Source organism: Thalassovita sp. ABM4_323 (assembly GCF_056158665.1).
Map to the genome: position 1 here is coordinate 1,332,645 of NZ_JBSWTS010000007.1, position 26,052 is coordinate 1,358,696.

The 26,052-nt window shown below is 61.0% G+C and carries 23 protein-coding genes and 1 pseudogene; 11 read left to right on the forward strand and 13 right to left on the reverse strand.

Annotated elements, in window-relative coordinates; genetic code table 11:
- Window position 1: 1 nt before the first annotated feature.
- From murJ to ACXADQ_RS08990, 4 genes and pseudogenes are all read right to left on the reverse strand, one after another.
- Window positions 2–1,543 carry a murein biosynthesis integral membrane protein MurJ gene (gene murJ, locus ACXADQ_RS08975; protein WP_475319176.1) on the reverse strand — a complete coding sequence of 514 codons (1,542 nt, stop codon included), beginning with the start codon at window positions 1,541–1,543 and terminating at the stop codon, window positions 2–4.
- Window positions 1,540–1,773: a YdeI/OmpD-associated family protein gene (locus tag ACXADQ_RS08980; RefSeq protein ID WP_475319178.1), complete on the reverse strand. Its 234-nt coding sequence runs from the start codon at window positions 1,771–1,773 to the stop codon at window positions 1,540–1,542. The genes murJ and ACXADQ_RS08980 overlap by 4 nt, the downstream gene beginning before the upstream one ends.
- Window positions 1,770–4,532 (reverse strand): [protein-PII] uridylyltransferase, encoded by a 2,763-nt coding sequence (locus ACXADQ_RS08985; protein WP_475319181.1) that lies wholly within the window; start codon window positions 4,530–4,532, stop codon window positions 1,770–1,772. Before ACXADQ_RS08985 ends, ACXADQ_RS08980 begins: the two co-directional genes overlap by 4 nt.
- A 12-nt stretch (window positions 4,533–4,544) precedes the next feature.
- Window positions 4,545–5,720 (reverse strand): annotated as a pseudogene (locus ACXADQ_RS08990) (penicillin-binding protein activator).
- 84 nt (window positions 5,721–5,804) lie between these two features.
- On the opposite strand from ACXADQ_RS08990, the gene rsmI reads away from it, so the two are divergent.
- From rsmI to gshB, 3 genes are read left to right on the forward strand one after another with little or no spacing between them, the layout of a single operon-like run.
- Window positions 5,805–6,668, forward strand: a complete 864-nt coding sequence (rsmI, locus tag ACXADQ_RS08995; protein ID WP_475319184.1) for a 16S rRNA (cytidine(1402)-2'-O)-methyltransferase — start codon at window positions 5,805–5,807, stop codon at window positions 6,666–6,668.
- A gap of 1 nt (window position 6,669) precedes the next feature.
- Complete coding sequence (locus tag ACXADQ_RS09000) at window positions 6,670–7,050, forward strand: YraN family protein (RefSeq protein WP_475319185.1); 381 nt, start codon at window positions 6,670–6,672, stop codon at window positions 7,048–7,050.
- A 56-nt stretch (window positions 7,051–7,106) separates the two neighbouring features.
- Window positions 7,107–8,042, forward strand: coding sequence for a glutathione synthase (gene gshB / locus ACXADQ_RS09005; RefSeq protein ID WP_475319186.1), 936 nt, complete (start codon window positions 7,107–7,109; stop codon window positions 8,040–8,042).
- Between the two features lie 18 nt (window positions 8,043–8,060).
- Here the strand turns inward: gshB and ACXADQ_RS09010 are convergent, their stop codons facing one another.
- The 4 genes from ACXADQ_RS09010 to cobU form a co-directional block, all read right to left on the reverse strand.
- A complete protein-coding gene (locus tag ACXADQ_RS09010; RefSeq protein ID WP_475319187.1) occupies window positions 8,061–9,563 on the reverse strand; it encodes a YifB family Mg chelatase-like AAA ATPase in 1,503 nt (500 codons plus the stop codon).
- Between the two features lie 77 nt (window positions 9,564–9,640).
- Complete coding sequence (locus tag ACXADQ_RS09015; RefSeq protein ID WP_475319189.1) at window positions 9,641–10,330, reverse strand: glutathione S-transferase; 690 nt, start codon at window positions 10,328–10,330, stop codon at window positions 9,641–9,643.
- 82 nt (window positions 10,331–10,412) lie between these two features.
- Complete coding sequence (locus ACXADQ_RS09020) at window positions 10,413–10,985, reverse strand: histidine phosphatase family protein (protein WP_475319192.1); 573 nt, start codon at window positions 10,983–10,985, stop codon at window positions 10,413–10,415.
- On the reverse strand, window positions 10,982–11,503 hold the full coding sequence (cobU, locus tag ACXADQ_RS09025; protein WP_475319195.1) for a bifunctional adenosylcobinamide kinase/adenosylcobinamide-phosphate guanylyltransferase: 522 nt from the start codon (window positions 11,501–11,503) through the stop codon (window positions 10,982–10,984). Before cobU ends, ACXADQ_RS09020 begins: the two co-directional genes overlap by 4 nt.
- 102 nt (window positions 11,504–11,605) lie before the next feature.
- On the opposite strand from cobU, the gene ACXADQ_RS09030 reads away from it, so the two are divergent.
- From ACXADQ_RS09030 to ACXADQ_RS09055, 6 genes are all read left to right on the forward strand, one after another.
- Window positions 11,606–12,484: an RNA polymerase factor sigma-32 gene (locus tag ACXADQ_RS09030; RefSeq protein WP_475319198.1), complete on the forward strand. Its 879-nt coding sequence runs from the start codon at window positions 11,606–11,608 to the stop codon at window positions 12,482–12,484.
- Entirely contained in the window at window positions 12,481–13,269 is a 789-nt protein-coding gene (locus ACXADQ_RS09035) for a ChaN family lipoprotein (protein ID WP_475319200.1), read from the forward strand. Before ACXADQ_RS09030 ends, ACXADQ_RS09035 begins: the two co-directional genes overlap by 4 nt.
- 62 nt (window positions 13,270–13,331) lie before the next feature.
- Entirely contained in the window at window positions 13,332–14,525 is a 1,194-nt protein-coding gene (gene coaBC, locus ACXADQ_RS09040) for a bifunctional phosphopantothenoylcysteine decarboxylase/phosphopantothenate--cysteine ligase CoaBC (RefSeq protein WP_475319203.1), read from the forward strand.
- A gap of 34 nt (window positions 14,526–14,559) precedes the next feature.
- Entirely contained in the window at window positions 14,560–15,024 is a 465-nt protein-coding gene (gene dut, locus ACXADQ_RS09045; protein ID WP_475319207.1) for a dUTP diphosphatase, read from the forward strand.
- Window positions 15,024–16,064 (forward strand): HesA/MoeB/ThiF family protein, encoded by a 1,041-nt coding sequence (locus ACXADQ_RS09050; protein WP_475319210.1) that lies wholly within the window; start codon window positions 15,024–15,026, stop codon window positions 16,062–16,064. Before dut ends, ACXADQ_RS09050 begins: the two co-directional genes overlap by 1 nt.
- 56 nt (window positions 16,065–16,120) lie before the next feature.
- Window positions 16,121–18,133, forward strand: a complete 2,013-nt coding sequence (locus ACXADQ_RS09055; RefSeq protein WP_475319212.1) for a M3 family metallopeptidase — start codon at window positions 16,121–16,123, stop codon at window positions 18,131–18,133.
- 100 nt (window positions 18,134–18,233) lie between these two features.
- On the opposite strand, the gene ACXADQ_RS09060 is transcribed toward ACXADQ_RS09055, so the two are convergent.
- The 4 genes from ACXADQ_RS09060 to ACXADQ_RS09075 form a co-directional block, all read right to left on the reverse strand.
- Entirely contained in the window at window positions 18,234–19,730 is a 1,497-nt protein-coding gene (locus tag ACXADQ_RS09060; RefSeq protein ID WP_475319214.1) for a phosphomannomutase/phosphoglucomutase, read from the reverse strand.
- 146 nt (window positions 19,731–19,876) lie between these two features.
- Entirely contained in the window at window positions 19,877–21,508 is a 1,632-nt protein-coding gene (locus tag ACXADQ_RS09065) for a KpsE/RkpR family capsule polysaccharide export protein (RefSeq protein ID WP_475319217.1), read from the reverse strand.
- Window positions 21,486–22,145 carry an ABC transporter ATP-binding protein gene (locus tag ACXADQ_RS09070; RefSeq protein ID WP_475319219.1) on the reverse strand — a complete coding sequence of 220 codons (660 nt, stop codon included), beginning with the start codon at window positions 22,143–22,145 and terminating at the stop codon, window positions 21,486–21,488. The genes ACXADQ_RS09065 and ACXADQ_RS09070 overlap by 23 nt, the downstream gene beginning before the upstream one ends.
- A 192-nt stretch (window positions 22,146–22,337) precedes the next feature.
- Complete coding sequence (locus ACXADQ_RS09075) at window positions 22,338–23,585, reverse strand: Na+/H+ antiporter NhaA (protein ID WP_475319222.1); 1,248 nt, start codon at window positions 23,583–23,585, stop codon at window positions 22,338–22,340.
- 157 nt (window positions 23,586–23,742) lie between these two features.
- Here ACXADQ_RS09075 and ACXADQ_RS09080 point away from each other — a divergent pair, with 157 nt between their 5' ends.
- Both ACXADQ_RS09080 and ACXADQ_RS09085 read left to right on the forward strand, forming a co-directional pair.
- Window positions 23,743–24,342 (forward strand): uracil-DNA glycosylase family protein, encoded by a 600-nt coding sequence (locus ACXADQ_RS09080; protein WP_475319224.1) that lies wholly within the window; start codon window positions 23,743–23,745, stop codon window positions 24,340–24,342.
- A complete protein-coding gene (locus tag ACXADQ_RS09085; protein ID WP_475319227.1) occupies window positions 24,323–25,123 on the forward strand; it encodes an SseB family protein in 801 nt (266 codons plus the stop codon). The genes ACXADQ_RS09080 and ACXADQ_RS09085 overlap by 20 nt, the downstream gene beginning before the upstream one ends.
- Here ACXADQ_RS09085 and ACXADQ_RS09090 read toward each other — a convergent pair whose 3' ends face one another.
- The gene (locus tag ACXADQ_RS09090) at window positions 25,124–26,050 is read right to left on the reverse strand and encodes a 2-hydroxyacid dehydrogenase (protein WP_475319230.1); all 927 of its coding nucleotides are present in this window, start codon (window positions 26,048–26,050) and stop codon (window positions 25,124–25,126) included. It abuts the gene before it with no gap.
- Window positions 26,051–26,052 lie beyond the last annotated feature (2 nt).

Consider the following 26,052-nt stretch of genomic DNA (forward strand, 5'->3'; position numbering starts at 1 on the left):
GTCAGCCGCGTTTCAGGGCTGATTTGAACTCGGACAGGCGGAAGGCGCCGATCAGCTGGCCGATGCCGAAATAGCTGACGATCCCCACGGCGATCAGGGCGGCCAATGCCGCATAGCGCACGCCTGCCATCCCCAGGAACGGCATCAGCAGCGCCATCGCGCCCCACAGGCACGCCCCCATGGCCAGCGCAGCGATCACGATCCGCCAGATGCGCGCGCGGAACCGGTCGTCGAACCGGGCGACCTCGCCAAAGGGACGAGAGCCGAAGGCCAGCAGCGCGACCATGCCCCAGCCCGCGATTGTGGTCGCGATGGCCGCAGCGATCCAGCCCAGCACCGGGGCCAGCCCGATCGCGACACCCGCATTGATCACCATGGCAACCACCGCATAGTGGAACGGGCGGCGGGTGTCCTCGCGGGCGAAAAACAGCGGTTGCAGGATTTTCTGGATCACAAAGGCGGGCAGGCCCAACCCGTAGACGGCCACGGCCATTGCAATGGCGGCGCTGTCATCAGCCGTCGTCGCGCCGCGTTCAAACAGGACCGAGACCAGCGGCAACGGGATCACGATCAATGCGACTGCGGCGGGGATGGTCAGAGCCAGGGAAACCTCGGCCGCGCGGGACAGGGCGTTTCGGGCGCCGTCGTGATCCTCGGCCTTCAAACGGCGCGACAGGTCCGGCAGCAGCACCACACCAATGGCGATCCCAACCACGCCCAGCGGCAGCTGGTACAGCCGGTCCGCCGCATAAAGCCAGCCCACAGCGCGGTCGAAATAGCTGGCGACCTGTTGGCCGACCAGCAAGTTGACTTGCACCACGCCCCCGGCCAGGGCGGCGGGGATGGCGACCTTGATCAGGCGGCGCATATCGGGGGTCAGGCGCGGGCGTTCCAGCCGCATTTTGAAACCAGCCCGACGGGCCGCGATCCAGACCAGCGCCAGTTGTGCCACACCGGCCACGGGGATGGTCCAGATCAGCGCGCGGGCGATATCTCCGCCCGTCAGGGCCGCGATCACCATCACACTGACCAGCAACACGTTTAGCAGCACCGGCGCGGCGGCGGCGGCGGCGAACCGGCCCAGTGAGTTCAGAATGCCCGACAGCAGCGCGGCCAGTGAAATGAACAGGATATAGGGAAAGGCGATCCGCCCGAATTCAACCGACAGATCAAACTGTTCCTGCCCTGCAAACCCCGAGGCCAGCCCGTATATCAGCCACGGCATCGCCAATTGGGCGGCCAGCGTCAGCCCTATCAGGATCGAGGCCAACCCGGCAAAGGCCTGCGCGGCGAAACCCTCGGCATCCTCCTTGCCCTCCAGCTTCTTCGAAAATATCGGGATGAACGCCATGTTGAACGCCCCTTCGGCAAAGAAGCGGCGGAACATGTTGGGCAGGCGAAAGGCGACCACATAGGCCTCGTAGGCGGGGCCGGTGCCCAGATAGGCCAGGATGATCGCATCGCGCACGAAACCCAGGATACGGCTGGCCAGGGTCCACATGCCAACCGTCAGAAACCCCGAGATCAGGCGGATCGGTTTCATGTCTTGGGTCTCCAGTCCATGCCCATATAGCCATGGCCCTGTTCCAGTTCCCCGATCATCGCAGCAATGCGACGATCCCGGGTTTCGGGGCGTTTGGCGCGGGCAATCCACGCCAGCCAGTCGTTGCGCTGATACGGAGGGCGCGCGTCATAGGCCGCTCGCAACCGGCGCGTATCCAACAAGACAGCAATGTCCTGGGGCATCGGTTGCAGCGGACGTTTCAGGGTCATTCTGCGCTGGCCCTTTCGGCCCCTTTGGTGATTGCCTCGCGCAGTTTACGTTCCAGTGATTTCTGTTTCGCGGCCGAGTGGAACTTCAGCCCGAACATATCCTTCACATAGAACGTATCGACGACCTGTTCGCCATAGGTCGCGATGACCGCGCTGGCGATATAGACGTTGTTGTTGGCCAGAGTGCGCGTCAGATCGAACAGAATGCCGGGGCGGTCGCGGGTGTCGACCTCGATAATCGTGTAGATTTCCGACCCTTCGTTGTCGAAGGTGATCGAGGTGGGCACCTTGAAGGCGCGCTCGCGTTTCTTGATCTTGTCCCTGGATTTGATCGCCTCGGTGGCCACGACCTCGCCCTTCAGGGTCTTCTGGATCATCTGGCGCAGGCGTTGCAGCCGGGCTTCCTCATAGGGGTGGCCATCGGCGTCCTGAATCCAGAAGACCGCAGTCGCATAGCCATCGTTCGTGGTATAGGTCCGCGCGTCCACCACATTGGCCCCGACCAGAGCCAGCGCGCCCGACAGGCGCGAGAAAATGCCGGGATGGTCGATCATTGCGAAACAGGCGCGGGTCGCGTCGCGGTCGGCATCCAGGTGCAGGTCGATGCGCACCTCGTCATCCGGGATATCGTGCAACAGCTTGGCAAAGATCACATGTGTTGCGGTGTCCAGACCCTGCCAATAGGGCGGATAATGGCGGCCGGTTTCGTGGCGCAGCGCGGCCGGGTCCCACCCGTCCATGGCGTCGCGCAGCTGACGGCGAGCCTCGGCGCCCCGGTTCTCGCGGTTCAGATCCTCGAGCCCGTGTTCCAAGGCCTGCGAAGTTTCCTTGTGCAACTGGCGCAGCAGCATAGCCTTCCAGTTGTTCCAGGTGCCCGGACCAACGCCGCGGATGTCACAGACGGTCAGCACTGTCAGCAGGTCCAGCCGTTTGCGGGTTTTCACGGCCTTGGCAAAGTCGCGCAGGGTGCGCGGATCGGACAGGTCGCGTTTTTGGGCCATGTCGGACATCAGCAGGTGATAGCGCACCAGCCATTCCACCGTTTCGCATTCCGATTTGTTCAGGCCCAGACGCGGGGCCACCTTGCGAGCGATCTGAGCGCCCAGAACCGAGTGATCCTCGTCGCGCCCTTTGCCGATGTCGTGCAGCAGCAGCGCGATATACAGGATGCGCCGGTTCACACCGCGTTTCAGGATGCCGCTGGCAACGGGCAGTTCCTCGATCAGCTCGTCATGCTCGATCTGGCTGAGCACCTTGATACATTGGATCGTGTGCTCGTCGACCGTGTAGTGGTGATACATGTTGAACTGCATCATCGCCACGATGGGTTCGAATTCGGGAATAAAGGCCGACAGCACCCCCAGTTCGTTCATCCGGCGCAGGGCGCGTTCGGGGTTCCCGTGTTTCAGCAGCAGGTCCAGAAACAGGCGGCGCGCTTCTTTGTCGTTGCGCAGATCGTCATCGATCAGATGCAGGTTGGCCTTGACCAGGCGCATCGCGTCGGGATGGATCAACATGCCCGTACGCAGACCTTCTTCGAACACCCGCAAAAGGTTGATTTTGTCCGACAGAAAGTCTTCTGGATTGTCCACATTCAGGCGGTTGTGCACCACCTTGTAGCCCGCCTTCACGCGCGGAGTCCGGCGGAAAATACGTTCCAGCAGCGGGGCGTTTTTGACATGCATGGCTTCTAGTTTGGTCAGGAAGATGCGGGTCAGGTCCCCGGTTTCGGTGGCATAGCGGAAATAGTCTTGCATGAAATGCTCGACCCCGCGCCGCCCGGCCGTGTCCTCATAGCCCAGACGTTCAGCCACCTCTACCTGAAGGTCAAAGTTCAGCTGATCGGTGGCGCGATTGGTGATCAGATGCAACTGACAGCGGACCGACCACAGGAAATCTTCGGCGGTTTTGAAGCTTTGGAACTCGTCCTCGGTGAAAACGTCCAGTTTGACCAATTCGGCCGAGTTCTGCACACCATGCACATATTTCGCGATCCAGAACATGGATTGCAGATCGCGCAGGCCGCCTTTGCCCTCTTTGACATTGGGTTCCACGACATAGCGTTCGCCGCCCTGGCGTTTGTGGCGGGCATCGCGCTCGGCCAGCTTGGCCTCGATGAATTCGGCAGCGGTGCCCTTGAACAGATCGGCGTTCAGGCGCTCGTCCAGCTCGTTGGCCAAGGCGACATCCCCCGCCAAGACGCGATGTTCCAGCAACGCCGTGCGGATGGTGTAATCTTCTTTGCCCAGCTTCACACAGTCGCGGATCGTGCGCGAGGCATGCCCGACCTTCAGCCGCAAATCCCACAGGATATACAGCATCCCCTCGATCACGGCCTCGGCCCAGGGCGTGATCTGTTTTGGTGTCAGGAACAGCAGGTCGACGTCTGAATAGGTGGCCATTTCACCGCGGCCATAGCCCCCGACAGCGATCAGAGCCATACGCTCGTTTTTGCCTCCGCCGGCATTCATCAGGTTGATCGACACATCGCGCGATGCGATCACCAGGCAATCTGTCAGCCAAGTATAGGCCCGCGTGGTCGGGCGCGCACGAAATGGATCGGCGGCAAAGGCCTTGGCGATGGCCTCCATCCCGTCTTTGCGCGCTTGAGTCAGGATCGGCACCACAGCCGCGCGGATGTCCGAGGCATCAGACAGGCCGTTCGTCGCCTCGGCAATCTGGGCGCTTACTTTGGTGGTGTCGAAAATGGTTTCTGCCGGACAGATCAGGCTGTCCGGCGCATCAGGCATGTCTTTCATTCGTCTTCTTTATCAGAGTCCGCCACCGCCAAAGGCTCGGGGGGCGGGGTCGATGATCACGACCTTCTTGTTCTGGATCTGGGCAATGGCCAGACCGCGTTCGTTGGTACCATCCCCGCGCAGGCGCAGGATACCGTTCACTCCTTGGAAGCCAGCCCCCTGGGTCAGCGCCGACACGGTCAAGGCATCCTTATGCCCGGCCTGAACCAGCGCCCCAATCGCGGCGATCCCGTCATAGGCCAGCCCACCGATCGAGTGCGGCTGCGCCCCATAAACCGATGCATACCGATCCGAGAACCGTTAAGTCATCGTCGGGTCAGGCATCGCAAACCAGGCCCCCTGAACACCGGGCAATTCCAGCGTCTGAGGCGGAACATCCCAACGGGTCAGGCCCATATACTGGACGCTTTGCGGGTTCACCCCGGCCTCCAGCAGCAGCTGTGTGACCAGCGGCAGCGCACCATCGGTATTGGCCGTCAGGAACACGGCATTTGCCGCGCCGCTTTTGACGGCTTTTTCCACCTCGGGGATGGCGGCGACAACGCCTTGCTGCGAGAACTCATAGCCCACAGCAGCCGCCATCGAGGCCCCGCCCGTGCGGCCAATCGCGGTTTGGATCGCGTTTTTGCCCAACTGACCGGCCAGGTTGGTGTCATGCGCGATCACGATGTTGCCTTTGCCCTGCGTGGCGGCGAACCGCACCATCCGCTTGGCGGTATTTTCAAAGGTCGGCCCCAGAATGAACAGGTTGCCACCCGCGATGGTCGAGTTGTTCGAGAAGCTGAGCACGTTCACGTTCTTCGAGGCCACGCCCACGGCAACGGCGTTCGCTTCGGCGCTGTAGACCGGGCCCAGAATGATCTTGGCCCCATCGCCAACAGCCTTGATGGCTTGCTGTTGCGCGGTGCCCGGATCCCCGGCGGTCGAGTATACCCGCAGATCAATCTTGACGCCTTCCAGGTCCGTGATCGCCAGTTTGGCTGCGTTTTCAAGGCTTTGAGCCAGTATGTCATCTCCTGCATTGCCGCTGCCGCGCGGCACCAGCAGCGCCACAGGAACCGGGGCCGAGGTGTTGATCATCTGGCCGCTGCCCATCGAAACGGGCTCGCATGCGGCCAGAACAATCAGGCTCAGCACTGCAAAAAGGCGGGCGATCAGGTTGCGGGGGGTCGATAAAACGGCGAACATAGACTGGTTTTCACTCCCTGAGGGCTGGCATTCAGCGCCTGGTATCTTTGGGCGCAATAATAGACACCATAAGGAAGGGGTCCAGTGTTAAATCCGCAAATCGCAACGCTGCCGCCAGGCTTGTACCTGATTGCCACACCTATCGGGACCGCGCGGGATATCACTTTGCGCGCACTGGACATTCTGGCCTCGGCGGACGTGCTGGTGGCTGAGGACACGCGTAGCTTGCGTCGCCTGATGGAGATACACGGCATCGCGCTGGGGGACCGTCCGGTGCTGAGCTATCACGACCACAACGGCGACAAGATGCGCCCACGCCTGATGGGCCTGTTAGAGGACGGAAAATCGCTGGTTTATGCCTCCGAGGCCGGAACGCCAATGGTGGCCGACCCCGGCTTTGATCTGGCGCGCGCTGCGCGCGAGGCCGGGCATCCGGTCGTCTCGGCCCCCGGGGCCTCGGCGGTGGTGACCGCTTTGACAGTAGGCGGACTGCCAACGGATCGCTTCTTCTTCAATGGGTTCCTGCCCAATAGCGCAGGACAGCGGAAATCCGCCCTGACAGCGCTGCGGGACGTGCCTGGCACGCTGGTTTTCTACGAATTGCCCAAGCGGATCGCCAAGATGCTGCGCGATGCAGCCGAGGTTCTGGGGCCCGAGCGCCAAGCCGCCGTGTGTCGCGAATTAACCAAGAAATTCGAAGAGGTCATCCGCGCGCCTCTGGCCGAGCTGGCCCAGATCTGTGAAGAACGTTCCCTGAAGGGCGAAATCGTCGTCCTGATTGACCGCGCCCATTCACCCTCTGTTAGTGAAGAGGATTTAACGTCACTGGTGAAAAAGGCGTTGCAGGATGGGTCGGTGCGCGATGCGGCGGACCAAGTGGCGCAGAAAACAGGTTTGCCTCGGCGCAAGGTTTATCAATTGGCGCTGAGTTTAAGCCAGGAAGGTTAGTATGACGCTGCGCAACTCTCGGTATCATCGTGGACAGATGTCGCATCTTTTTGGTCAAAGCGCCGAAGACCAGGTGGCGCGCGACTATGAAAGGCGCCAAGCCCGGGTAATGGAACGGCGATGGCGGGGCATGGCGGGCGAGGTCGACTTGATCATTCAGGACGGCGAAGACTTGGTCTTTGTCGAAGTCAAAGCCTCAAAAACGATGGATCAGGCCATGCGCAGTCTGCGCCCGAGGCAGATCGCCCGCATTCAACGCAGCGCCGAAGAATACTTGCAGCATGTTCCGACAGGATCTTTGACCAACATTCGATTTGATCTGGCCTGTTGTGATGGTTCGGGGCACCCACAGGTATTTGAAAACGCGTTTGGGCATTTCTGAATTGCCTCGCTGCGCCCCTTGCGCCATGTAAAGGCAAGCAAGCAAGGAAACCGCAGATGAAAATCGCTTTTCAGATGGATCCGATCGGACCGATCGACATCACCGCAGACAGTACTTTCCGTATCGCGTTGGAAGCGCAGGCGCGCGGACACGAATTGTTTTATTATACCCCTGATAAGCTCGCCTATGAAGAGGGACGGGTGACTGCGCGTGGCTGGCCGCTGACCGTTCAGATGGTTGAAGGAGACCACTATACCTTGGGCCAGGAAACGGTCGTCGACCTGGCCGAATATGATGTCGTGTGGCTGCGTCAAGACCCGCCTTTCGACATGTTCTATATCACGACGACCCATCTGCTGGAGCGGATTCACCCGGAAACGCTGGTCGTGAATGACCCGTTTTGGGTGCGCAACTACCCGGAAAAGCTGATGATTTTGGATTTTCCGCAGCTGATGCCTCCGACCACGATTGCGCGAGATTTGACGACGATCCGAAGCTTCAAGGATAAGCATGGTGACGTTATCCTTAAACCGCTTTATGGCAATGGCGGCGCGGGTGTGTTCCGACTGACTGAGAGCGATAGAAATCTCAGCTCGTTGCATGAATTGTTCACGGGTTTCTCTCGTGAGCCATTGATCGTGCAGAAATACCTGCCTGCCGTCGCCGCTGGCGACAAGCGGGTCATTCTGGTCGATGGCGAACCCGTGGGGGCGATCAACCGGGTGCCTCAGGCCGGTGAAACCCGCTCGAACATGCATGTTGGCGGACGGCCCGAAAAAATCGGTCTGACGGAACGCGATCTGGAGATCTGCGCCACCATCGGGCCGCGCCTGAAGGAAAAGGGACAGGTGTTCGTTGGGATCGACGTGATCGGCGACTATCTGACCGAAATAAACGTGACCTCGCCCACTGGTATTCAGGAACTGGAACGCTTCGATGGCACCAACACGGCCAAGTTGATCTGGGAAGCGATCGAGGCCAAACGGGCCTGATCCAGGGTTTGGGATCGGTCAGCAGTTGATTCTGAACGAAATCGCTTCGGCCATGTGATGACGCAGGATCCGGGTCTCGCCATCCAGATCGGCGATCGTTCGGGCGACGCGCAGAATGCGGTGATAGCCGCGTGCGGACAGTCCGAACCGGTCGGCGACACGCAACAGCAGGGCCGTGCCCTCGGCATCTGGTGTGGCGAACGTCTCGAGGATCTCGCCCTCCATATCTGCATTTGCCCGCATGTTGGTGAATTCAGAGTAGCGGGCCGTCTGCACGGCGCGCGCGCTGGTCACGCGCTCGCAAATATCGGCCGAGATCTCGCCGTCGGCGGGTAGTTCCAGGTCGGAATAGGCAACTGGTGGCACTTCAACCCGCAGGTCAAAGCGATCCATCAGGGGCCCGCTGATCCTGCCAAGATAGTCCTGACCGCAAACAGGTGCCCGCCCACAAGCACGCGCCGGGTCGGAAAGATACCCACATTTACAAGGGTTTGCAGCAGCAACCAGCATGAATTGGCAGGGGTATTTGATATGCGCATTGGCGCGCGCGACCATCACTTCTCCGGTTTCCAGCGGTTGGCGCAGCGTTTCCAAAACAGTGCGGGCATATTCAGGGAATTCATCCATGAACAGAACGCCGTTATGCGCAAGACTGATCTCGCCGGGTTTCGCGCCGCGCCCGCCGCCGACAATCGCAGCCATCGAGGCCGTGTGATGGGGTTCGCGAAAGGGGCGGGCGCGCGAAATGCCACCCTCGTCCAGCAACCCGGCCAGCGAATGGATCATCGAGGTTTCCAGCGCCTCGGCCGCGCTGAGAGGAGGCAGGATGCCCGGCAAACGCGCCGCCAGCATCGATTTTCCGGATCCGGGCGCGCCCACCATCATCAGGTGATGACGTCCGGCCGCCGCGATTTCCAGCGCGCGTTTGGCGCGTTCCTGGCCTTTGACATCGCGCATGCAGCGGCCCAGCGGGTCCTCGACCACTTCGCCGGGTTGGGCCGGGGGCAGGGGGGATTGGCCGGTATAGTGGCGCACGATATCGGCCAGCCCGTTCGCGGCGATCACCTGGCAGGCACCGACCCAGGCGGCTTCGGATCCCGAGGCTTTGGGGCACAGCAAGGTGCGATCCTCTTCGGCGGCGGACATTGCAGCCGGTAACGCGCCGATGACGGGCACCAACGAGCCATCCAGCGACAGCTCGCCCAAGGCCGTGGTGCCTTCGATGGCGTCCTCTGGGATGATTTCCAGCGCGGCCAACAGCGACAAGGCGATGGGCAGGTCGAAATGGCTACCCTCTTTGGGCATGTCCGCTGGGGACAGGTTGATCGTGATGCGTTTTGACGGCAGCGCAATGGCCAGCGAACTGAGCGCCGTGCGCACGCGATCGCGCGCTTCGGATACGGCCTTGTCCGGCAAGCCGACGATTGAAAACGCGGGCATGCCGGGGGTGACGGCGCATTGCACCTCGACCGGGCGGGCGCTGACGCCCTCGAACGCGACGGTATAGGCCCTGGCGACCATGAAACTCCCCAATCCACCTTGGTTAACAAAGGTTAAGCACCGGAGGATTGAAGAATGGTTAACACCCGAAAGGCGCGTTAGGCATTTGGCCCAGGCCAGGGACGCGTAGGTAGATCCATCGCATAGGGCACTGGATCATAGGACTTCGTCAGCCCCATTGCGCGCCAGCGACAGAACGCCGGATCCGCAAGCGTGGTGTCCACATAGGCCTGAACCAAATCGCTGACCGGCAACGCATGACCCGCGATTCGGGCCGCAACGGGCGCATAGAACGCATCCGCGATCGAGTATTCACCAAACAGCCACGGACCTGCGTTCCCGTGCCGCGTGCGAGCCAGGGCAAAGAGCTCTTCGATCCGGGCCAGGTCCTTCAGCACCGCCGCACTGGGCGTGAAGCCCTTGTATTGGTGCAACAATTGCATCGGGCATTCGTTGCGCAAAGCTGAAAACCCGGCATGCATTTCCGAGGTCAGCCAACGTGCCAAGGCCCGCGCGGCGGGATCGCTGGGCCACATACCGGCCTCGGGGTGGCGCTCGGCCAGGGTCTCGGCCATGGCCAGTGTTTCCCCCACCACAATCGTTTCATCGATCCGCATGGTCGGCACCAATCGAGCCGGGGCCAGGTCTGCCAGATCCTCGGCCATGGTGCCGTCATACAGGCCGACCAGCTTGGTGGTTACGGGGATGTTGAATTGTTCAAACAACAACCAGCCGCGCAGGGACCAGCTGGAAAAACTTTGATCACCGATAAACAATTCATACCCCATTCCGCGTCCTTTCTTGTTGCGTTTGCGGTAGGTTAGGACAGAAGCCGTGCAAGGCTGAAATGAATTGTTTTGCGCTCACGTATCACGGAAGATGATTGATCGCGCCCGCGTGCCACTGCCCATCTGACAGGCGAATTTCGGTTACCGACAGGTTGTCGATCTTATGCGAGAACGCCTGATAGGCGGTCAGATTCAGGGCCACTTGCACCTGCGTCAGGATCACACCGAAATGGGCGACGGCCACGAAGTCTTGGCCGGGATGGGAGGCCAGCAGGCGCGACACGGCCGCGTTCACGCGGGTGGTCACATCGTTCCAGCTTTCTCCGTCGGGGGCGCGAACCTCGCCTGGGGTTTCCCAATAGGCGCGCAGATGGTCCTGATCCTCGACGTCATTGGGGCCCTTCATTTCCCAGGCGCCGAAGTTGATTTCGCGCAGGTCGGGATCATGCGGCAGGCGGGTGCGGTGCCGGGCAATGGCGTCAGCGGTGGTCGAGGCGCGGCTGAGATCGGACGAGATCACCAGCGCCTCGGAGGGCAGATGCGCGTGCAGGCGATCCAACTGCGCCTGATCGGACAGATCCGCAGGCAGGTCGGTCCACCCCACCATGGCCTTGGCGTGGGTCGGGCCGTGGCGGACCCAGAAAAAGCGGCTCATTTCAGGGTTCCTTTCAAGGCAAGCGGCAATCCGGCCATAACGGCGACGACCAGATCGGCCTGGGCGGCGAGTTTTTGGTTCAAGCGCCCCTGGGCCTCGCGGAATTGACGCGCCAGCGCATTCTCGGGCACCACGGACATGCCAACCTCGTTTGAAACCACCACGACTGGGGCCTGACAGGCGGCTAAATCGGCCAGAAACGCGGTCTCTTGGGCTGCAAGATCATTCCCATCCAGCAGGTGATTGGACAGCCACATCGTCGCGCAATCCAGCAGAACGGCCTGGTCGGGTCTTGCCTGTGACAGGGGCGCTGAAACATTCAGTGGGGCTTCGATCGTGGTCCATTTGGGGCCACGTTGGGCGCGGTGCTGATCCACCTTGCTACGCATTTCATCGTCCCAAACCCTTGCTGTCGCTAGGTAAATTCGAGATTCTGCGCCGCGCTTGACCAGAGTCTCGGCCCACAGGGATTTGCCTGATCCGGCCCCGCCCAGCACAAGCGTCAGCTTATCAAGCATATTTCATACACCTTATTGTGAACCATTCAGCCTTGCCGTGCGTAACACTCCTGTCCCTAATTAGAAAGAGTGTGCGCTGCGCACACAGATTGGCGGTTAGAAATGGCACTTGATTATCCCAATGACCTGTCGCTTTCGCGCGTTGCGATGAAGGCCGAGCTGCTGGATGCCGAAACCGAGCAAAAACTGGCCTATGCCTGGCGCGATGACCGGGACGAGGCTGCGCTGCATCGGTTGATCACGGCCTATATGCGCTTGGCGATCTCGATGGCGTCAAAATACAAACGCTATGGCGCCCCGATGAACGACCTCATCCAAGAGGCCGGCGTGGGCCTGATGAAGGCGGCCGACAAGTTCGACCCGGATCGCGGCGTGCGGTTTTCGACCTATGCGGTTTGGTGGATCAAGGCCTCGATCCAGGACTATGTGATGCGCAATTGGTCGATGGTGCGGACCGGGTCCACCTCGTCGCAGAAATCGCTGTTTTTCAATTTGCGCCGGGTTCAGGCGCGGCTGGAACGCGAGGCCATGGCCCGCGGCGAAGCGCTGGATCGCCACCAGTTGCGCCACATGATCTCGACAGAAATCGGGGTCCCCTTGCGCGATGTCGAGATGATGGAGGGGCGCCTGTCCGGGTCGGATTTCTCGTTGAATGCGACCCAATCCTCCGAGGACGAAGGCCGCGAATGGATCGACACGCTGGAGGATGACGGCGCACAATCCGCCCAGATCGTCGAAGAACAACACGACCGCGAAGCCCTGCGTGGCTGGCTGATCGAGGCCATGGGCGCGCTGAACGAGCGCGAACAGTTCATCATTCGCGAACGCAAGCTGCGCGACCCGGCGCGGACGCTGGAATCGCTGGGGCAAGAGCTGAACCTGTCCAAGGAACGCGTGCGCCAGCTGGAGGCCGCCGCATTTGCGAAGATGCGCAAACAGCTTGAGGACAAATCCGAAGAGGTGCATGACCTGTTGGGATGAGAATCCTGTTCTACAGTCTGGCAGTATTGTGCGCGGCACCCGCCGTGGCGGAGGACGTGCCGTCGGAAATGGGCTCGGCCCAGATCGTTTTTCTGGGCGAAATCCACGACAATCCGGCCCATCACGAAACGCAAGCCCGCTATGTCGCCGCGTTGCGCCCCACGGCTGTGGTCTACGAAATGCTGACGGCCGACGTCGCCGCTGGGGTGCAGCCAACTGATTTGGATTCGGCGCAGGCCTTTGATCAGGCGACGGAATGGTCGCAATCGGGATGGCCCGATCTGAGCATGTATTTCCCCATCTTTCAGGCGACGTCCGCAGCCATATACGGGGCCGCCCTGCCGCGAGATCAGGCGCGTGCTACGATGACACAGGGAATCGTTGAGAGCTTTGGTGAAGAGGCCGAGGTTTTTGGTCTGACCCAGGCCCTGCCAGCCGATCAGCAGGCCGAGCGAGAGGCCCTGCAAATGTCTGCGCATTGCGATGCTTTACCCGAATCGTTGTTACCGGGGATGGTTGATCTGCAGCGCCTGCGCGATGCGATGCTGGCACGCGCGGCGCTGGAGGCATTGGATGAAACTGGTGGTCCGGTTGTTGTGATCACAGGGAACGGCCATGCGCGCGCGGATTGGGGCGCGCCCAGCTATGTTGCCTTTGCCCGGCCCGAGGTTGCTCAGTTTTCGCTGGCCCAGGTTGAAGGCACAGCGCAGGCCGATCCGGCCTTTGATCTGGTCCTGGCCGCTGCGCCCGTCGATCGCCCTGATCCCTGTGCCGCGTTCAGGTGAGCGCTCTTGTCAGTCCTGCCGCTGCGCCCTAGTGTCAGCCGGGTCAATCCAAGGGGGCAATGATGCTGGCAAACAAGCGTATCTTGTTGATTATTGGGGGGGGAATCGCGGCTTATAAAACGCCCGAGCTGATCCGGCGCCTGCGCGAGCGTGGGGCCGCTGTGACCCCTGTGATGACGCGCGCCGCCAAGGAATTCGTGACCCCCCTTAGCCTGTCCGCGGTGGCCGGAGAGAAGGTCTATGATGACTTGTTCGACCTGACGGACGAGGCCGAGATGGGGCATATCCAGCTGTCGCGCAGTGCCGATCTGATCGTGGTCGCGCCAGCCACAGCGGATCTGATGGCCAAGATGGCCGGGGGGCACGCGGATGATATGGCCTCGACCCTGCTGATGGCGACGGACACGCCGGTGATGATTGCCCCTGCAATGAATGTGCGCATGTGGGATCACCCGGCGACGCAGCGCAATCTGGCGACGTTGCAAGCGGACGGAATTGGACTGATCGGCCCGAACGAGGGCGACATGGCCTGTGGTGAATTCGGCCCCGGCCGCATGGCAGAGCCGCTGGAAATCGTGGCCGCCGCCGAGGCTGCTCTGTCTGACGGGCCCCTGACAGGCAAGCGCGTGATCGTGACATCGGGGCCGACGCAAGAACCGATCGACCCGGTGCGCTATATCTCGAACCGCTCGTCTGGGGCGCAGGGAACGGCGATTGCCCGGGCGTTGCGCGCCTTGGGGGCCGAGGTGGTGTTTGTGACCGGTCCCGCAGATGTCGCTCCGCCGGAGGGAGTTGAGGTGGTGCGGATCGAAACGGCGGTTCAGATGCTGGAGGCCGTTCAGGCGGCTCTGCCTGCCGATGCCGCGATTTTTGCCGCAGCCGTGGCCGATTGGCGGGTGACAGACGCGGCCAGCTCGAAAATGAAAAAGCAAAACGGCGAGATACCGACGCTAAGCTTCACCGAGAACCCCGATATTCTGGCTGCCGTGAGCCAAATGTCCAAAGGGCGCCCCGGGCTGGTGGTTGGATTTGCGGCAGAAACCGACAACGTGATCGAAAACGCCATTTCGAAGCGCAAGCGCAAGGGATGCGACTGGATCGTGGCCAATGATGTGTCCCCTGCAACAGGCACTTTCGGTGGGGCGCAAAACACCGTTCATGTGATCAGCGACGCGGGTGTTGAGGACTGGCCAAAGATGGCTAAAGAGGCCGTCGCGCAAAAACTGGCGTCGCGGATCGCGGACGTGTTGGATTGAGTATTTTCAGAGCAAAGAAAGGGATGTGGCGGGGATGGTGACTGTTGCGTTAACCTGGACCGAAGAAGCGGATCGCGATTTGGCATTGCCCAGCTATGAGACCGAGGGGGCGGCCGGCGCGGATTTGCGGGCCAATTTTGGCACGGATTTACGAGACTTGGGCGTGCAGTTGCAGCCCGGTGCGCGGGCTTTGATCCCGACGGGGCTGCGGCTGGAGATACCGTTGGGGTATGAGGTGCAGCTGCGGCCCCGATCTGGTTTGGCGCTGAAGCACGGGATCACTCTGCCCAATAGCCCTGGCACGATCGACAGTGATTATCGGGGGCCATTGGGCGTGATCGTGATGAATGCCGGGAGCGAGTCGTTTCACATTCAGCATGGCGATCGCATTGCGCAGATGATTGTGGCGCCGGTGATACAGGCGGTGTTTCAGCTGTCTGACGGGCTGTCTGAGACGGCGCGTGGTGAGGGCGGGTTTGGCTCGACCGGGCGGGGCTGATGGCGCTGATCCTGATTGTCGCCGTGGCTCTTTGGGGGATCGGTATGCTGATGGGGGCTCCGATACGGGTGCGTCTGATCATGCTGGTTGTTCTGTGGGGCGCGGTCGTACTGGTGCATCTTGTCTTGGTGGAGGGGCATCCTTTGCGTGTGGCGACTGGGGGCGAGGCTGCGCCTTGGCTGATCTTCGGGGGTTTGGCCGGACTGGTTCTGTTGTATCGCGCCGGGTTGCGGTTGCTTAGGGCGCGGGCTGTTGACACAACGCCCAAGGCCCAGCCGCAGGGCACGTTTTCCGAGGTCGAGCTGAACCGCTATGCCCGCCACATCGTTCTGCGAGAGATCGGTGGCAAGGGGCAACGACGGTTGAAATCGGCGAAGGTTCTGGTGATTGGTGCGGGGGGGCTGGGCTCGCCTGTTCTGTTGTATCTGGCTGCGGCCGGGGTGGGTGTGATTGGCGTGATCGATGACGATGAAGTCGACAATTCCAACCTGCAAAGGCAGGTGATTCACTCGGATGCGACGATCGGAATGCCCAAGGTGTTTTCGGCTCAGAAGGTGATGGAAGCGCAAAATCCCTTTGTCGAGGTGCGGCCCTATCATCGTCGTTTGACGCCTGAACTGGCCCACGATCTGTTCGATGAATATGACTTGATCTTGGATGGGACGGACAATTTCAGCACACGCTATTTGGTGAATGAGGCTGCGGTGAAATCTGGCAAGCCTTTGATTTCCGGGGCTTTGTCGCAATGGGAGGGCCAGATCAGCGTGTTCGACCCTGCCCAGGATGGGCCCTGTTACCAATGCGTGTTTCCCGAGGCTCCGGCACCTGGACTTGCGCCCTCATGCGCCGAGGCCGGGGTGATCGGGCCCTTGCCTGGCGTGATCGGCACCATGATGGCGGTCGAAGCCGTAAAGCAGATCACCGGGGCGGGCGCGCCCTTGCGGGGTCAGATGCGGATCTATGACGCGCTCTGGGGCGAAACCCGGAAAATCGCTCTGAAAAAACGCGCTGATTGCCCGGTTTGTGGCGAAAGCGCCTGACCGATCTGGACGCGCTGGCTCGGCGTGCCTACCTGTGAGTTCAAAGGAGATTTTGCATGACCAACCCGCTTTTGTCCGATTGGAATACGCCCTTTGCGCTGGCGCCGTTTTCCGAAATTCAGGATGCGGATTTCGCTCCGGCCTTTGATGACGCGCTCAGCGCGCATCAGGCCGAGGTTGCCGCCATTGCCGACAATCCTGACGCGCCCAGCTTTGCCAACACGATCGAAGCAATGGAGGCGGCGGGGGCTGCGCTGGACAAGGTGCTTTCGGTGTTTTTCACGGTCGCCGGGGCCGATAGCAATCCCGCGCGCGAAAAGTTGCAGGTCGAGTTTTCCCCGAAACTGGCGGCGCATTTCGCGGCAATTTCCTCGAACAAGGCTCTGTTTGCGCGGATCGCCGCGTTGTGGGCGCAAAAGGACACGCTGGAGCTGACGGGCGAACAGCAACGCGTCTTGATGCTGACCCATCGCGGGTTCGTGCGCTCGGGCGCGGGGTTGGAGGGGGCCGAAGACGCGCGGATGGCCGAGATCAAGGGCAAACTGGCCAGCCTGGGCACCGCCTTTACGCAGAACTTGCTGGCGGATGAACGCGACTGGTTCATGGAACTGACCGAGGACGATCTGGACGGTCTGCCCGATTTCGTGGTGTCCGCGATGCGGGCAGCTGGGCAGGAAAAAGGCACCTCGGGGCCGGTGGTGACGCTGTCACGTTCGATCATCACGCCTTTCCTTCAGTTCTCGCCGCGGCGCGATCTGCGCGAACAGGCTTATGCGGCTTTTGTGGCGCGCGGGGCCAATGGGGGCGATACGGACAACCGTGAAATCGCTGCGCAAATCCTGTCGCTGCGTGAAGAACGGGCCAAGCTGTTGGGCTATGACAGTTTTGCCGAGTACAAGCTGGAAACCGAAATGGCCAAGACGCCCGAACGCGTTGAGGAATTGTTGCTGGCGGTGTGGGAACCCGCCAAAGCCCGGGCCGAGGCGGACGCCAAGGTGCTGGAAGACATGATGCATGCAGACGGCATCAATGGCGATCTCGAGGCGTGGGACTGGCACTATTACGCGGCCCGCCGTCGCAAGGCCGAGCACGATCTGGACGAAGCTGCGCTGAAGCCCTACCTGCAACTGGATCGGATGATCGAGGCGTCCTTTGCCTGCGCCAACCGCCTGTTCGGGCTGGAGTTTTCGCGGCTGGATGTGCCCTTGTACCACCCCGATTGTCGCGCGTGGGAGGTGACCCGAAACGGCAAGCATGTGGCTGTGTTCATCGGCGACTATTTTGCGCGCGGATCCAAACGGTCAGGCGCGTGGTGTTCGGCGATGCGGGCGCAGGCCAAGTTCCCCAAGGTGCAGGCGCCGGTCGTGATCAACGTGTGCAACTTCGCCAAGGGCGATCCGGCGCTGCTGTCCTATGACGATGCGCGCACGCTGTTCCATGAATTCGGTCATGCGCTGCATCAGATGTTGTCGGACGTGACCTATGAAAGCATTTCGGGGACGTCTGTGGCGCGGGATTTTGTGGAATTGCCCAGTCAGCTGTACGAGCACTGGTTGGAAGTGCCCGAGGTTCTGGCTGAATTCGCCACCCATGCTGATACCGGCGCTCCGATGCCCGCCGAGATGCTGGATAAGGTACTGGGGGCTGCGAATTTCGATCAGGGGTTTGCGACGGTCGAATATGTTGCCTCGGCCTTGGTGGATCTGGCGTTCCATCGCGGTGTCGCACCAAAGGATGTGATGGAGCGGCAGGCGCAGGTGCTGGATGGGCTGGGTATGCCCAAACAGATCGCCATGCGTCACGCCACGCCGCATTTCGCGCATGTTTTCGCAGGGGATGGATATAGCTCGGGCTATTACAGCTATATGTGGTCCGAGGTGATGGACGCAGATGCCTTTGCTGCCTTTGAAGAGGCGGGCAGCGCATTTGACGCTGACACCGCGCGGGCGTTGGAGGCGAATATCCTGTCAACCGGCGGATCTGTGGATGCCGAGGCGTTGTACACCGCGTTCCGGGGGCGGATGCCGGGGGTGGAGGCATTGTTGAAGGGGCGTGGATTGGCAGCGTAAGGGGAGGGGGCTTTGCCCCCTCTGGCCTGCGGCCATTCACCCCCAGAGTATTTGAAGAGCAAAGAAAGAGGCCCGGCGATGTTTGCCGGGCCTTTTTTGTTCAGATTTTCTGGTCGTATTCGCCGACACCGGGTTCGGTTTGGATCACCGCGTCCAGCTCGGCGAAGATGGCGCGCATCTCTTCCTCGCTGTCGCTGCTTTCGCAGACCACCACCAGGTTTGGCGTGTTTGAGGACGCGCGCACCAGCCCCCAGGAGCCGTTTTCCAGGATCACGCGGGCGCCGTTGACGGTAACGACCTCTTTGACGGCTTGGCCTGCGAAGGTGTCGCCTGCCTCGGCCTTGGCAACAAGTTTTTGCACGATACGGTCGAGGATATCGTATTTTTCTTCGTCGGCAGCATAGGGCGACATGGTTGGGGTCGACCAGGTTTTCGGCAGGGCTTTGCGCAGGTCCGACATAGACATGTCGGGGTTGCGGTCCATCAGTTTACAGATCTCGACCGCGACGCGCATGCCGTCGTCATAGCCGCGACCGATGTCCCCGGACAGGAAGTAGTGGCCGGATTTTTCAAAGCCCGCCAATGCGCCCAGGGCATGAACGCGACGTTTCATGTGGCTGTGGCCGGTTTTCCAGTAGTCGGCCTTGATATCGTGTTTTTGCAGCTCGGGGTCCGAGGCAAACAGACCGGTGGATTTCACATCCGCCACGAAGGTCGAGCCGGGGTAGAGCTTGGCCAGGTCACGCGCCATGATGACGCCCACCTTGTCGGCGAAAATCTCTTCGCCCTCGTCGTCCACAACGCCGCAGCGGTCGCCGTCGCCGTCAAAACCCAGCGCGAAATCGGCGCCCGAGGCTTTGACGCTGTCGGCCATGTCATGCAGCATTTCCATGGCTTCGGGGTTGGGGTTGTAGTTGGGGAAGGTGTAGTCCAGCCGGTTGTGGCTATCCACCATCTCGACGCCCAGACGTTCGAACAGGGCCGGGCCAAAGGCGGCTGCAGTGCCGTTGCCGCTGGCGCAGACGACCTTGAGCTTGCGGGACATTTTGAAGTCCCCGACCAGGTCGTCCATATAGGCCTCTTGAACGCCATCGACGAATTCATAGTTGCCGCCCGGGGCCGGTTCGCCCTTGCCGTTCAGCACGATGTCTTTCAGTTCGGCCATTTCGTCGGGGCCGTGGGTCAGCGGACGTTGGAAGCCCATTTTGACACCGGTCCAGCCATTGGGGTTGTGGCTGGCGGTGACCATGGCCACGGCAGGCGCATCCAGGTGGAACTGGCTGAAATAGGCCATCGGGGTGATGCAGGGACCGATGTCCTTAACCTGAATGCCGGCCTGCATCAGGCCGATCACCAGCGCGTTTTTGATCGCCAGCGAGTAGTCGCGGTAATCGTTGCCAACGGCAATCACAGGCTCCAGCCCATGTTTGCGCATCTGCGTTCCGATCCCCAGACCCAGGGCGGTCATGCCCGGCAGGTTGATCTCGTCCGGGAATTTCCAGCGGGCGTCATATTCGCGAAACCCGGTCGGTTTGATCATCGGAGATTTAAGGAATTCCCAGGTGTTCGGGGTGACGTCATAAATTGGTTTGGTCACTTTGATCTCACTTTTTGAAATCTGAAATTAGTTTGAAGCTTTCACTGGTATGCCCAGCATAGCGCGGGAATACAACATTCTTGCGATGCAAAAATCAGCACGCTGCAATGTCGTGCTGATTTCGTTGGCATATCAATAGGTGTGCGTCAGGTCGAGACCTGTTCGCGCAGGATCGAGGCGGTCAAAGACACCATCAGATAGGCCCCCGAGAAGATCAGGAAGGCCAGAAGCGTGTTCTCAAACGCCCGCGGATAGGTCGGATCATCGGGCGGGACCGGGCGCACGCTGGTCGTCAGGTAACGCACCTGCCTGTTGGCCTCTTGCGCGGTTTGTTTTTCGTTTTGCAGGGCCGATTGCAAGAACAGATCAGCGGTGGCCAGATCGGCCTGAGCAATCTGGATCTGCGCGGCCTTCGCGGCCAACGAGGTATCGCCATTCGTTGCCTGCGTCAGACGGTTGCTTTGCTTTTCCAGTTCGGCCTGCAGCAGGCGAATTTCCGTGCGCAGCGCATCGACCCGAGGTTTGGACGGGCGCGGGTTGTTCAATAGGGTCTGCAATTGCAGCTCTTTTTCTTGAAGCTGCAATTCGACATTGTTCATCAGGGCGCGGATGCTGGCGATTTCACCTTCGGGGTCCAGAAGGGTGCCCTCTTGCAGTTGCACCAATCGCACCTGGGCCTCGCGGCGCTCGCGCTTGGCCTCTTCCAGGCTGGCGCGGGCCTCTTTCATCTGGTCCTCGCGTTTGCGCCGCGACAGGTCGTCGACCCTTTCCTCGGCATAGGAAATCAGCTGTTGCGAGAATTCCGCGCTAACCTGCGGGTCAGCGGCGGCGACCTCCATCCGGATAACGCCCTCGGTCGGGTCATAGCCGATCTTCACGTTGTTCTTGTAAATGCTATAGGCCGCTTCGTCCGAGGCACCTGTTTCAAGCTTTTGAATCGGGTCGATCCAATCCTGGCTGAAATGCGCCTTAAAGCCGATGTCGTTTTCCAGCCGCAGCATGGCGTCGCGCGATTCCAAATAGGATTGTACCGCGATCGCATCCTGGTTGGTGGCGAATTGCGTGCCGCTCAGCAGTCCACCCAGGGCAGACCCGCCGACGGCATCCGCCTCGAGAATCAGGAACTCGGATTTCGTGGCGTACATGGGGGTGGCCACGGCGAAGAAGTACCAACCCGCCAGAAAGGTCGGCAGGAATACAAAGAAGGACAGGCGTGACAGCAGCGCCAGCGATTTACGGCGGCGACGCTTGGCGATATCGCGCTGGATTTGCGAGATTTCCTGGACGCGCCGTTCCGCCGGGCTCAGCTCGGTCGAGGGCAGCTGCGCCTTTTCGACGGGCACGGTTTGGGGCAGTTGCACGGGCTGCTCGGTGGTGGCCGGGGCCTGATCCTGCGGGACGACAAGCTCCAGCATATTGGTGCGTTGAAACGGATCGATCCCCTTGGCGCGCAGCAGGCGCACCGCGTCGAAATCCGAGGTGGGCGACAACCCGTTTTTCTGGGCCACACGCCGCGCCATACGCAGCTGGCGCCCGGTCAGACCTTCGCGGCGGATCGCGTCGATACTGTTCTCGGCGGCGGTCTGACGCGGCGAGGCGATATCCGCTGGCGGGGCCTCGGGGGCGGCAGGTTTGGGGGGGCGAACCGGGGAAAGGTGCCGTTCGGGCTCGTCCTGAGCAGGAGGCACAGGCGCGGCTTCGTTGACGCTGGGATGTCCCATCGCCAGGGGTTGCCCCCGGCGAATCCGGAACTTTTTAGCCTTGGGTTTCGTAGTCATACAGCCTCTTCGCCTCTTCCAAGGTGTCAAACATATGCAGTTTACCATTCATCAGAACGGCCGCGGTACTCGCAAATTGTTCCAGCGTGCGGGGCTGGTGGGATACGATGATCACTGTCGTGGTGCGCAACCGTTCCTTTAGCAGATCGCCGGCTTTCTTGTTGAATTCGACATCGGTCGAGGACGGCATGCCCTCGTCAATCAGGTAAATGTCAAAATCCAGCGCCAGCATCAGCGCAAAGGAAAACCGCGCCCGCATCCCCGAGCTGTAAGTCCCCAGCGGCTGATCGAAATATTCGCCCAGACCACACAGCCAACGGCAGAACGCCTCGACATAGTCGGGGTCCAGCCCGTACAGCCGGGCGATATAGCGGCTGTTTTCCACGGCCGAGTGTTTGCCAACCACGCCGCCCATAAAGCCCAGCGGGAAACTGATATTGCATTCGCGGCGGATCACGCCTTCATCCGGTTTTTCCAGACCCGCCATCATGTTGATCAAAGTCGTCTTGCCGGTGCCGTTCGGGGCCAGGATGCCCATGGATTTTCCGATCTCCACACGAAAAGACACGCGATCAAGGATCACCTTGCGCTGGGTACCTGTCCAGAAGGACTTACTGACGTTGTCGAACTCCAACATGATGGGTTCTCTTGCTGCTCCTGCCTTACTGATTAGCGGCTTAGTCTTACGACCTGTTTAACCAAGTTCTTGAACCGCCGGTCAGATCATATGAAACAGAATGCATGTTTTCTTGACTAAATTATGGCCCATAAAAGCCGAAACCGGTCCCCTTTGGAACCGGTTTCGCGGATTTGTGACTGTATGAGCGGGTTATAGCGACCGCTTTTCAACGCGACAGACAATGCCGGCGATGATCGAAACGATGGCTGCACCAAAGCTTAGCAAGGCGCCCATTTTCGCCGCGTCCTGGATTTCGCCCGCAGGAAAGGCGACCGTGGCCACGAACAGCGACACGGTAAACCCGATCGCCGAGACACAGCCGATCACAAACAGATCCACCGTTCGCATCCCCTGTGGCAAGCCCAGCCTTAGGACATGCGCCCCCAGCACGCCCATAAGCAGCACGCCGAAGGGTTTGCCGATCAACAGCCCCGCCAGAACCAGCCAGGTCGGATCACCGATCGACGAGAACTCGACCCCCGCGTTCAGCAAACCAAAGAAGAACAGCACGACCTCGACCGGGTGTTTCAGCGCGTGCTCGATATCGTTCAGCAGATCATGCAGGTACTGCTCGGCCTCGCTGAAGAAGCCAAAAGCCCGGTCCGCATGGGGAATGGTCGGCACGATGGGCAGCAGACCCAGGGCCGGGTGGATGCCCGCGCGCATAAAGCCATACCAGCTGATGCAGCCCGCGATCAGATAGGGCCAGTAGCTGAGTTTCTTGCGCACCCAGGTCGAATTCGGGCGCGCTTGATTGCCCCGATCCAGATAGCGCGGCAGCCAGTTGGCCAGGACGAACACGGCAACAGCCGCCCCCAACGAGGCCAGCAGCCATTCAGGGGCCAGCTCGGCCGAGGGATAGAAAATCGCCAGAATTATCAGGCCAGCCGCGTCATCGGCAATGGCCAGCAACAGCAGGAAACGCACCGCCGGGTGACCCGCGCCGAACACCAGACGACCCACAAGATACGAGAACGCGATGTCCGTCGCGGTGGGGATGGCCCAGCCGTTCTTGACGGCTTCGTAAGTGTCCGAACCCATGACCATGGCCAGGCCCAGATAGACAGCGATGGGGCCGAACATTCCGCCCGCGGTGGCGATCAGCGGTGTTGCCGCCTTCTTGCCGCGCAACGAGCCGTTTTCAAGGATCACGGCCTCCCACACTTCTTTTGCAGCGATGGCAAAAAAGAAGGCCATCAGCACGTCATTCACGAGATAATGCAGTGTCAGCGTTCTGTGGCCGTCATGGTAATGGCCGATGGGCGCGTGGTCCCATATCTTGAACTCGACAAAGTGGTGATAGCTTTCGGGGTTCGTGTTGGCCCAGACCAGAGCGATCAAAGCACCAAAGATCAGCAACAACGAATAGTTGGTGACGAAATTCCAAACGCGATACATGCGTCTCCCCATCATGTTTTTATTTGTGCCCCGACAAGTAGGTCATCACGCGCGCTGGGGCAATGAAAACCGACAAAAAATCCCAGCAAACCAAGGCCTGCAAAGAAATATCTTTGCGCGGGTTGCGCCATGGTGCAAGCGCTCTTACCACGTCTGTATGGTCATGATCGCGCAGGATATCCTTGGGTGCAGGCTGTGCGCCGAGCGGTTCAGCGCCACGGCCAGCCACCATTCGCCCCGTCCCGTGGCCTGGTTCCATCCCCGCGCGCGGATTCTGGTGGCCGGACAGGCGCCGGGCATGCGGGTGCACGAAACCGGTCTGCCGTTCAATGATGCCTCGGGGGATCGGCTGCGCGATTGGCTGGGGGTGGATCGCGATAGGTTTTATGACCGCGACCTGTTTGCCTTTGTGCCCATGGCGTTTTGCTTTCCCGGCTATGACGCGCGTGGATCGGATTTGCCGCCACCGCCGATCTGCGCGCAGACCTGGCACCCCAAGGTGATCGAAGCGCTAAGCAATGTCCGCCTCACCGTTCTGGTGGGCGGCTATGCGCAGGCCTTTCATCTGCCGGGACGCATGTCGGTGACTGCCCGTGTGCAGGGATGGCGCGACCATGCGCCCGGGCTTTTTCCCTTGCCTCACCCGTCCTGGCGCAATACCGCTTGGCTGCGAAAAAACCCGTGGTTCGAGGCCGATCTTCTGCCCCAGCTGCGCGCCCAAGTCCGAAAGATCCTTGATGACCCAGACCCCGCATGACACCCCGCTGGATATCGCCCATGGCCAGATGATGGCGGATGAAGGCGATGACGCCGCTCGCCTGCGGTTCTATGAACGGCTGGCCGATTGCGAGCTGTTCCTGCTGCTGACCGAGGAACCCGTTGACGAAAACGTTTCGCCTCAGGTGTTCGAGGTGGACGGCCAATCCTTCGTGCTGGTCTTCGACCGCGAGGAACGTTTGGCCGAATTCGTCGGGGATGTGGCGCCTTTTGCGGCCCTGTCTGGCCGGATCATCGCCAACCTGCTGGCGCAGCAGGGCATGGGGCTGGGTCTGAACCTCGAGGTTGCGCCCTCCTCGATCCTGATCCCGCCGCCTGCGATTGCGTGGTTGGACCAGACGCTGGGCAACGCCCCATCCGAGGCCGAGGCCAAGATCGAGGAAATCACCACCCCCGCTGGTCTGCCCGAGGCGCTGCTGACGGGCCTTGATACCAAGCTGGCCACCGCCGCCGGGCTGGCCCACAGCGCCTATCTGGTTGGTGTGACTTATGACAACGGCGTGCGCTCGCATCTTTTGACCTTTATCGACGTGGTGCCCGGTGCCGAAAGCGCGCTGGCCAAGGCTGTGTCCGAGGCGCTGGTGTTTTCGGGCATCGAGGCCGGGGCGCTGGACGTCAGTTTTGCGCGCTCGTCGGATGCGATGGCGGCGACGCTGGCCAAATGGGGCCTGAAATTCGACCTGCCCCAACCCGCCGAAGCGCAAGAAGTTGGTCGCGCCGCGCCCGGTTCGAACCCGGAAAAGCCACCGATCCTGCGCTGATCAATAGCCCTGTTCGCGGTCCACCAGGTACAGCAGTGGCTCGCCCGCCTGCCCGCGACGGATGTTTTCCGCGATCACCTCGGAGGCGGTTTCGGGCCGGGTTTCCGAGGCAATATGCGGCGTCACCGTCACCTTGGGATGCGCCCAATAGGGATGATCTGTGGGCAAGGGCTCGACCCGGAACACGTCCAGCGTGGCATGTCCGACCTGTCCGCTGTCCAGCGCAGCGATCAGCGCGTCATCATCAATCAAAGGCCCGCGCCCGGGGTTCAGGATCGCGCCCCCCGGTGCCAACAAGGCCAGTGTATCGGCGTTCAGAATGTTTTCTGTCGAGGGGGTCCGGGGCAGTAGCAGAACCACGATTTCAGCCCCCGTCAGGGCCATTTCCAGATCATCTCCGTGCAGACAACGGATGCCGGGGATGTCCTTGGCTGAACGGCTCCAGCCTGTCACATTGAACCCCAGCGTGGCCAGAGCTTGGGCCGCGGCTGCCCCCAGCTCGCCCAGCCCCAGAACCGTGACGCGACGATCGCGCGCCAGAGGTGGGACCTTGGGCTCCCACTCGCCGTCTTGTCGCGCCAGGAAAAAGTCGATGTCCAGGTGATAGCGCAGCACATGCCCGACCACCCATTCCGTCATCCCTTGTTTCAGCCCGAAATCCACCATCCGCGTCAGGGGCTGGGTCAGGGTTTTGTTGCCCACAATCGCCTCGACCCCGGCCCACAGATTCAGGACCGCCTTGCAGCGGGTATAGGGGGTAAAGTCCTGCAAGGGCGAATTGGGCGCATAGATGATGTACTCCACCTGTGCGGGCGCGATTTCGGTGTGCAGGTTCACCTTCAGATCGGCCTTGGCGAACGCCCGTCGCAAGGGCTGATCATAGATCGGCCAGCGCGAGGGATGTCCGGCGAATAAGACGTTGATCATGG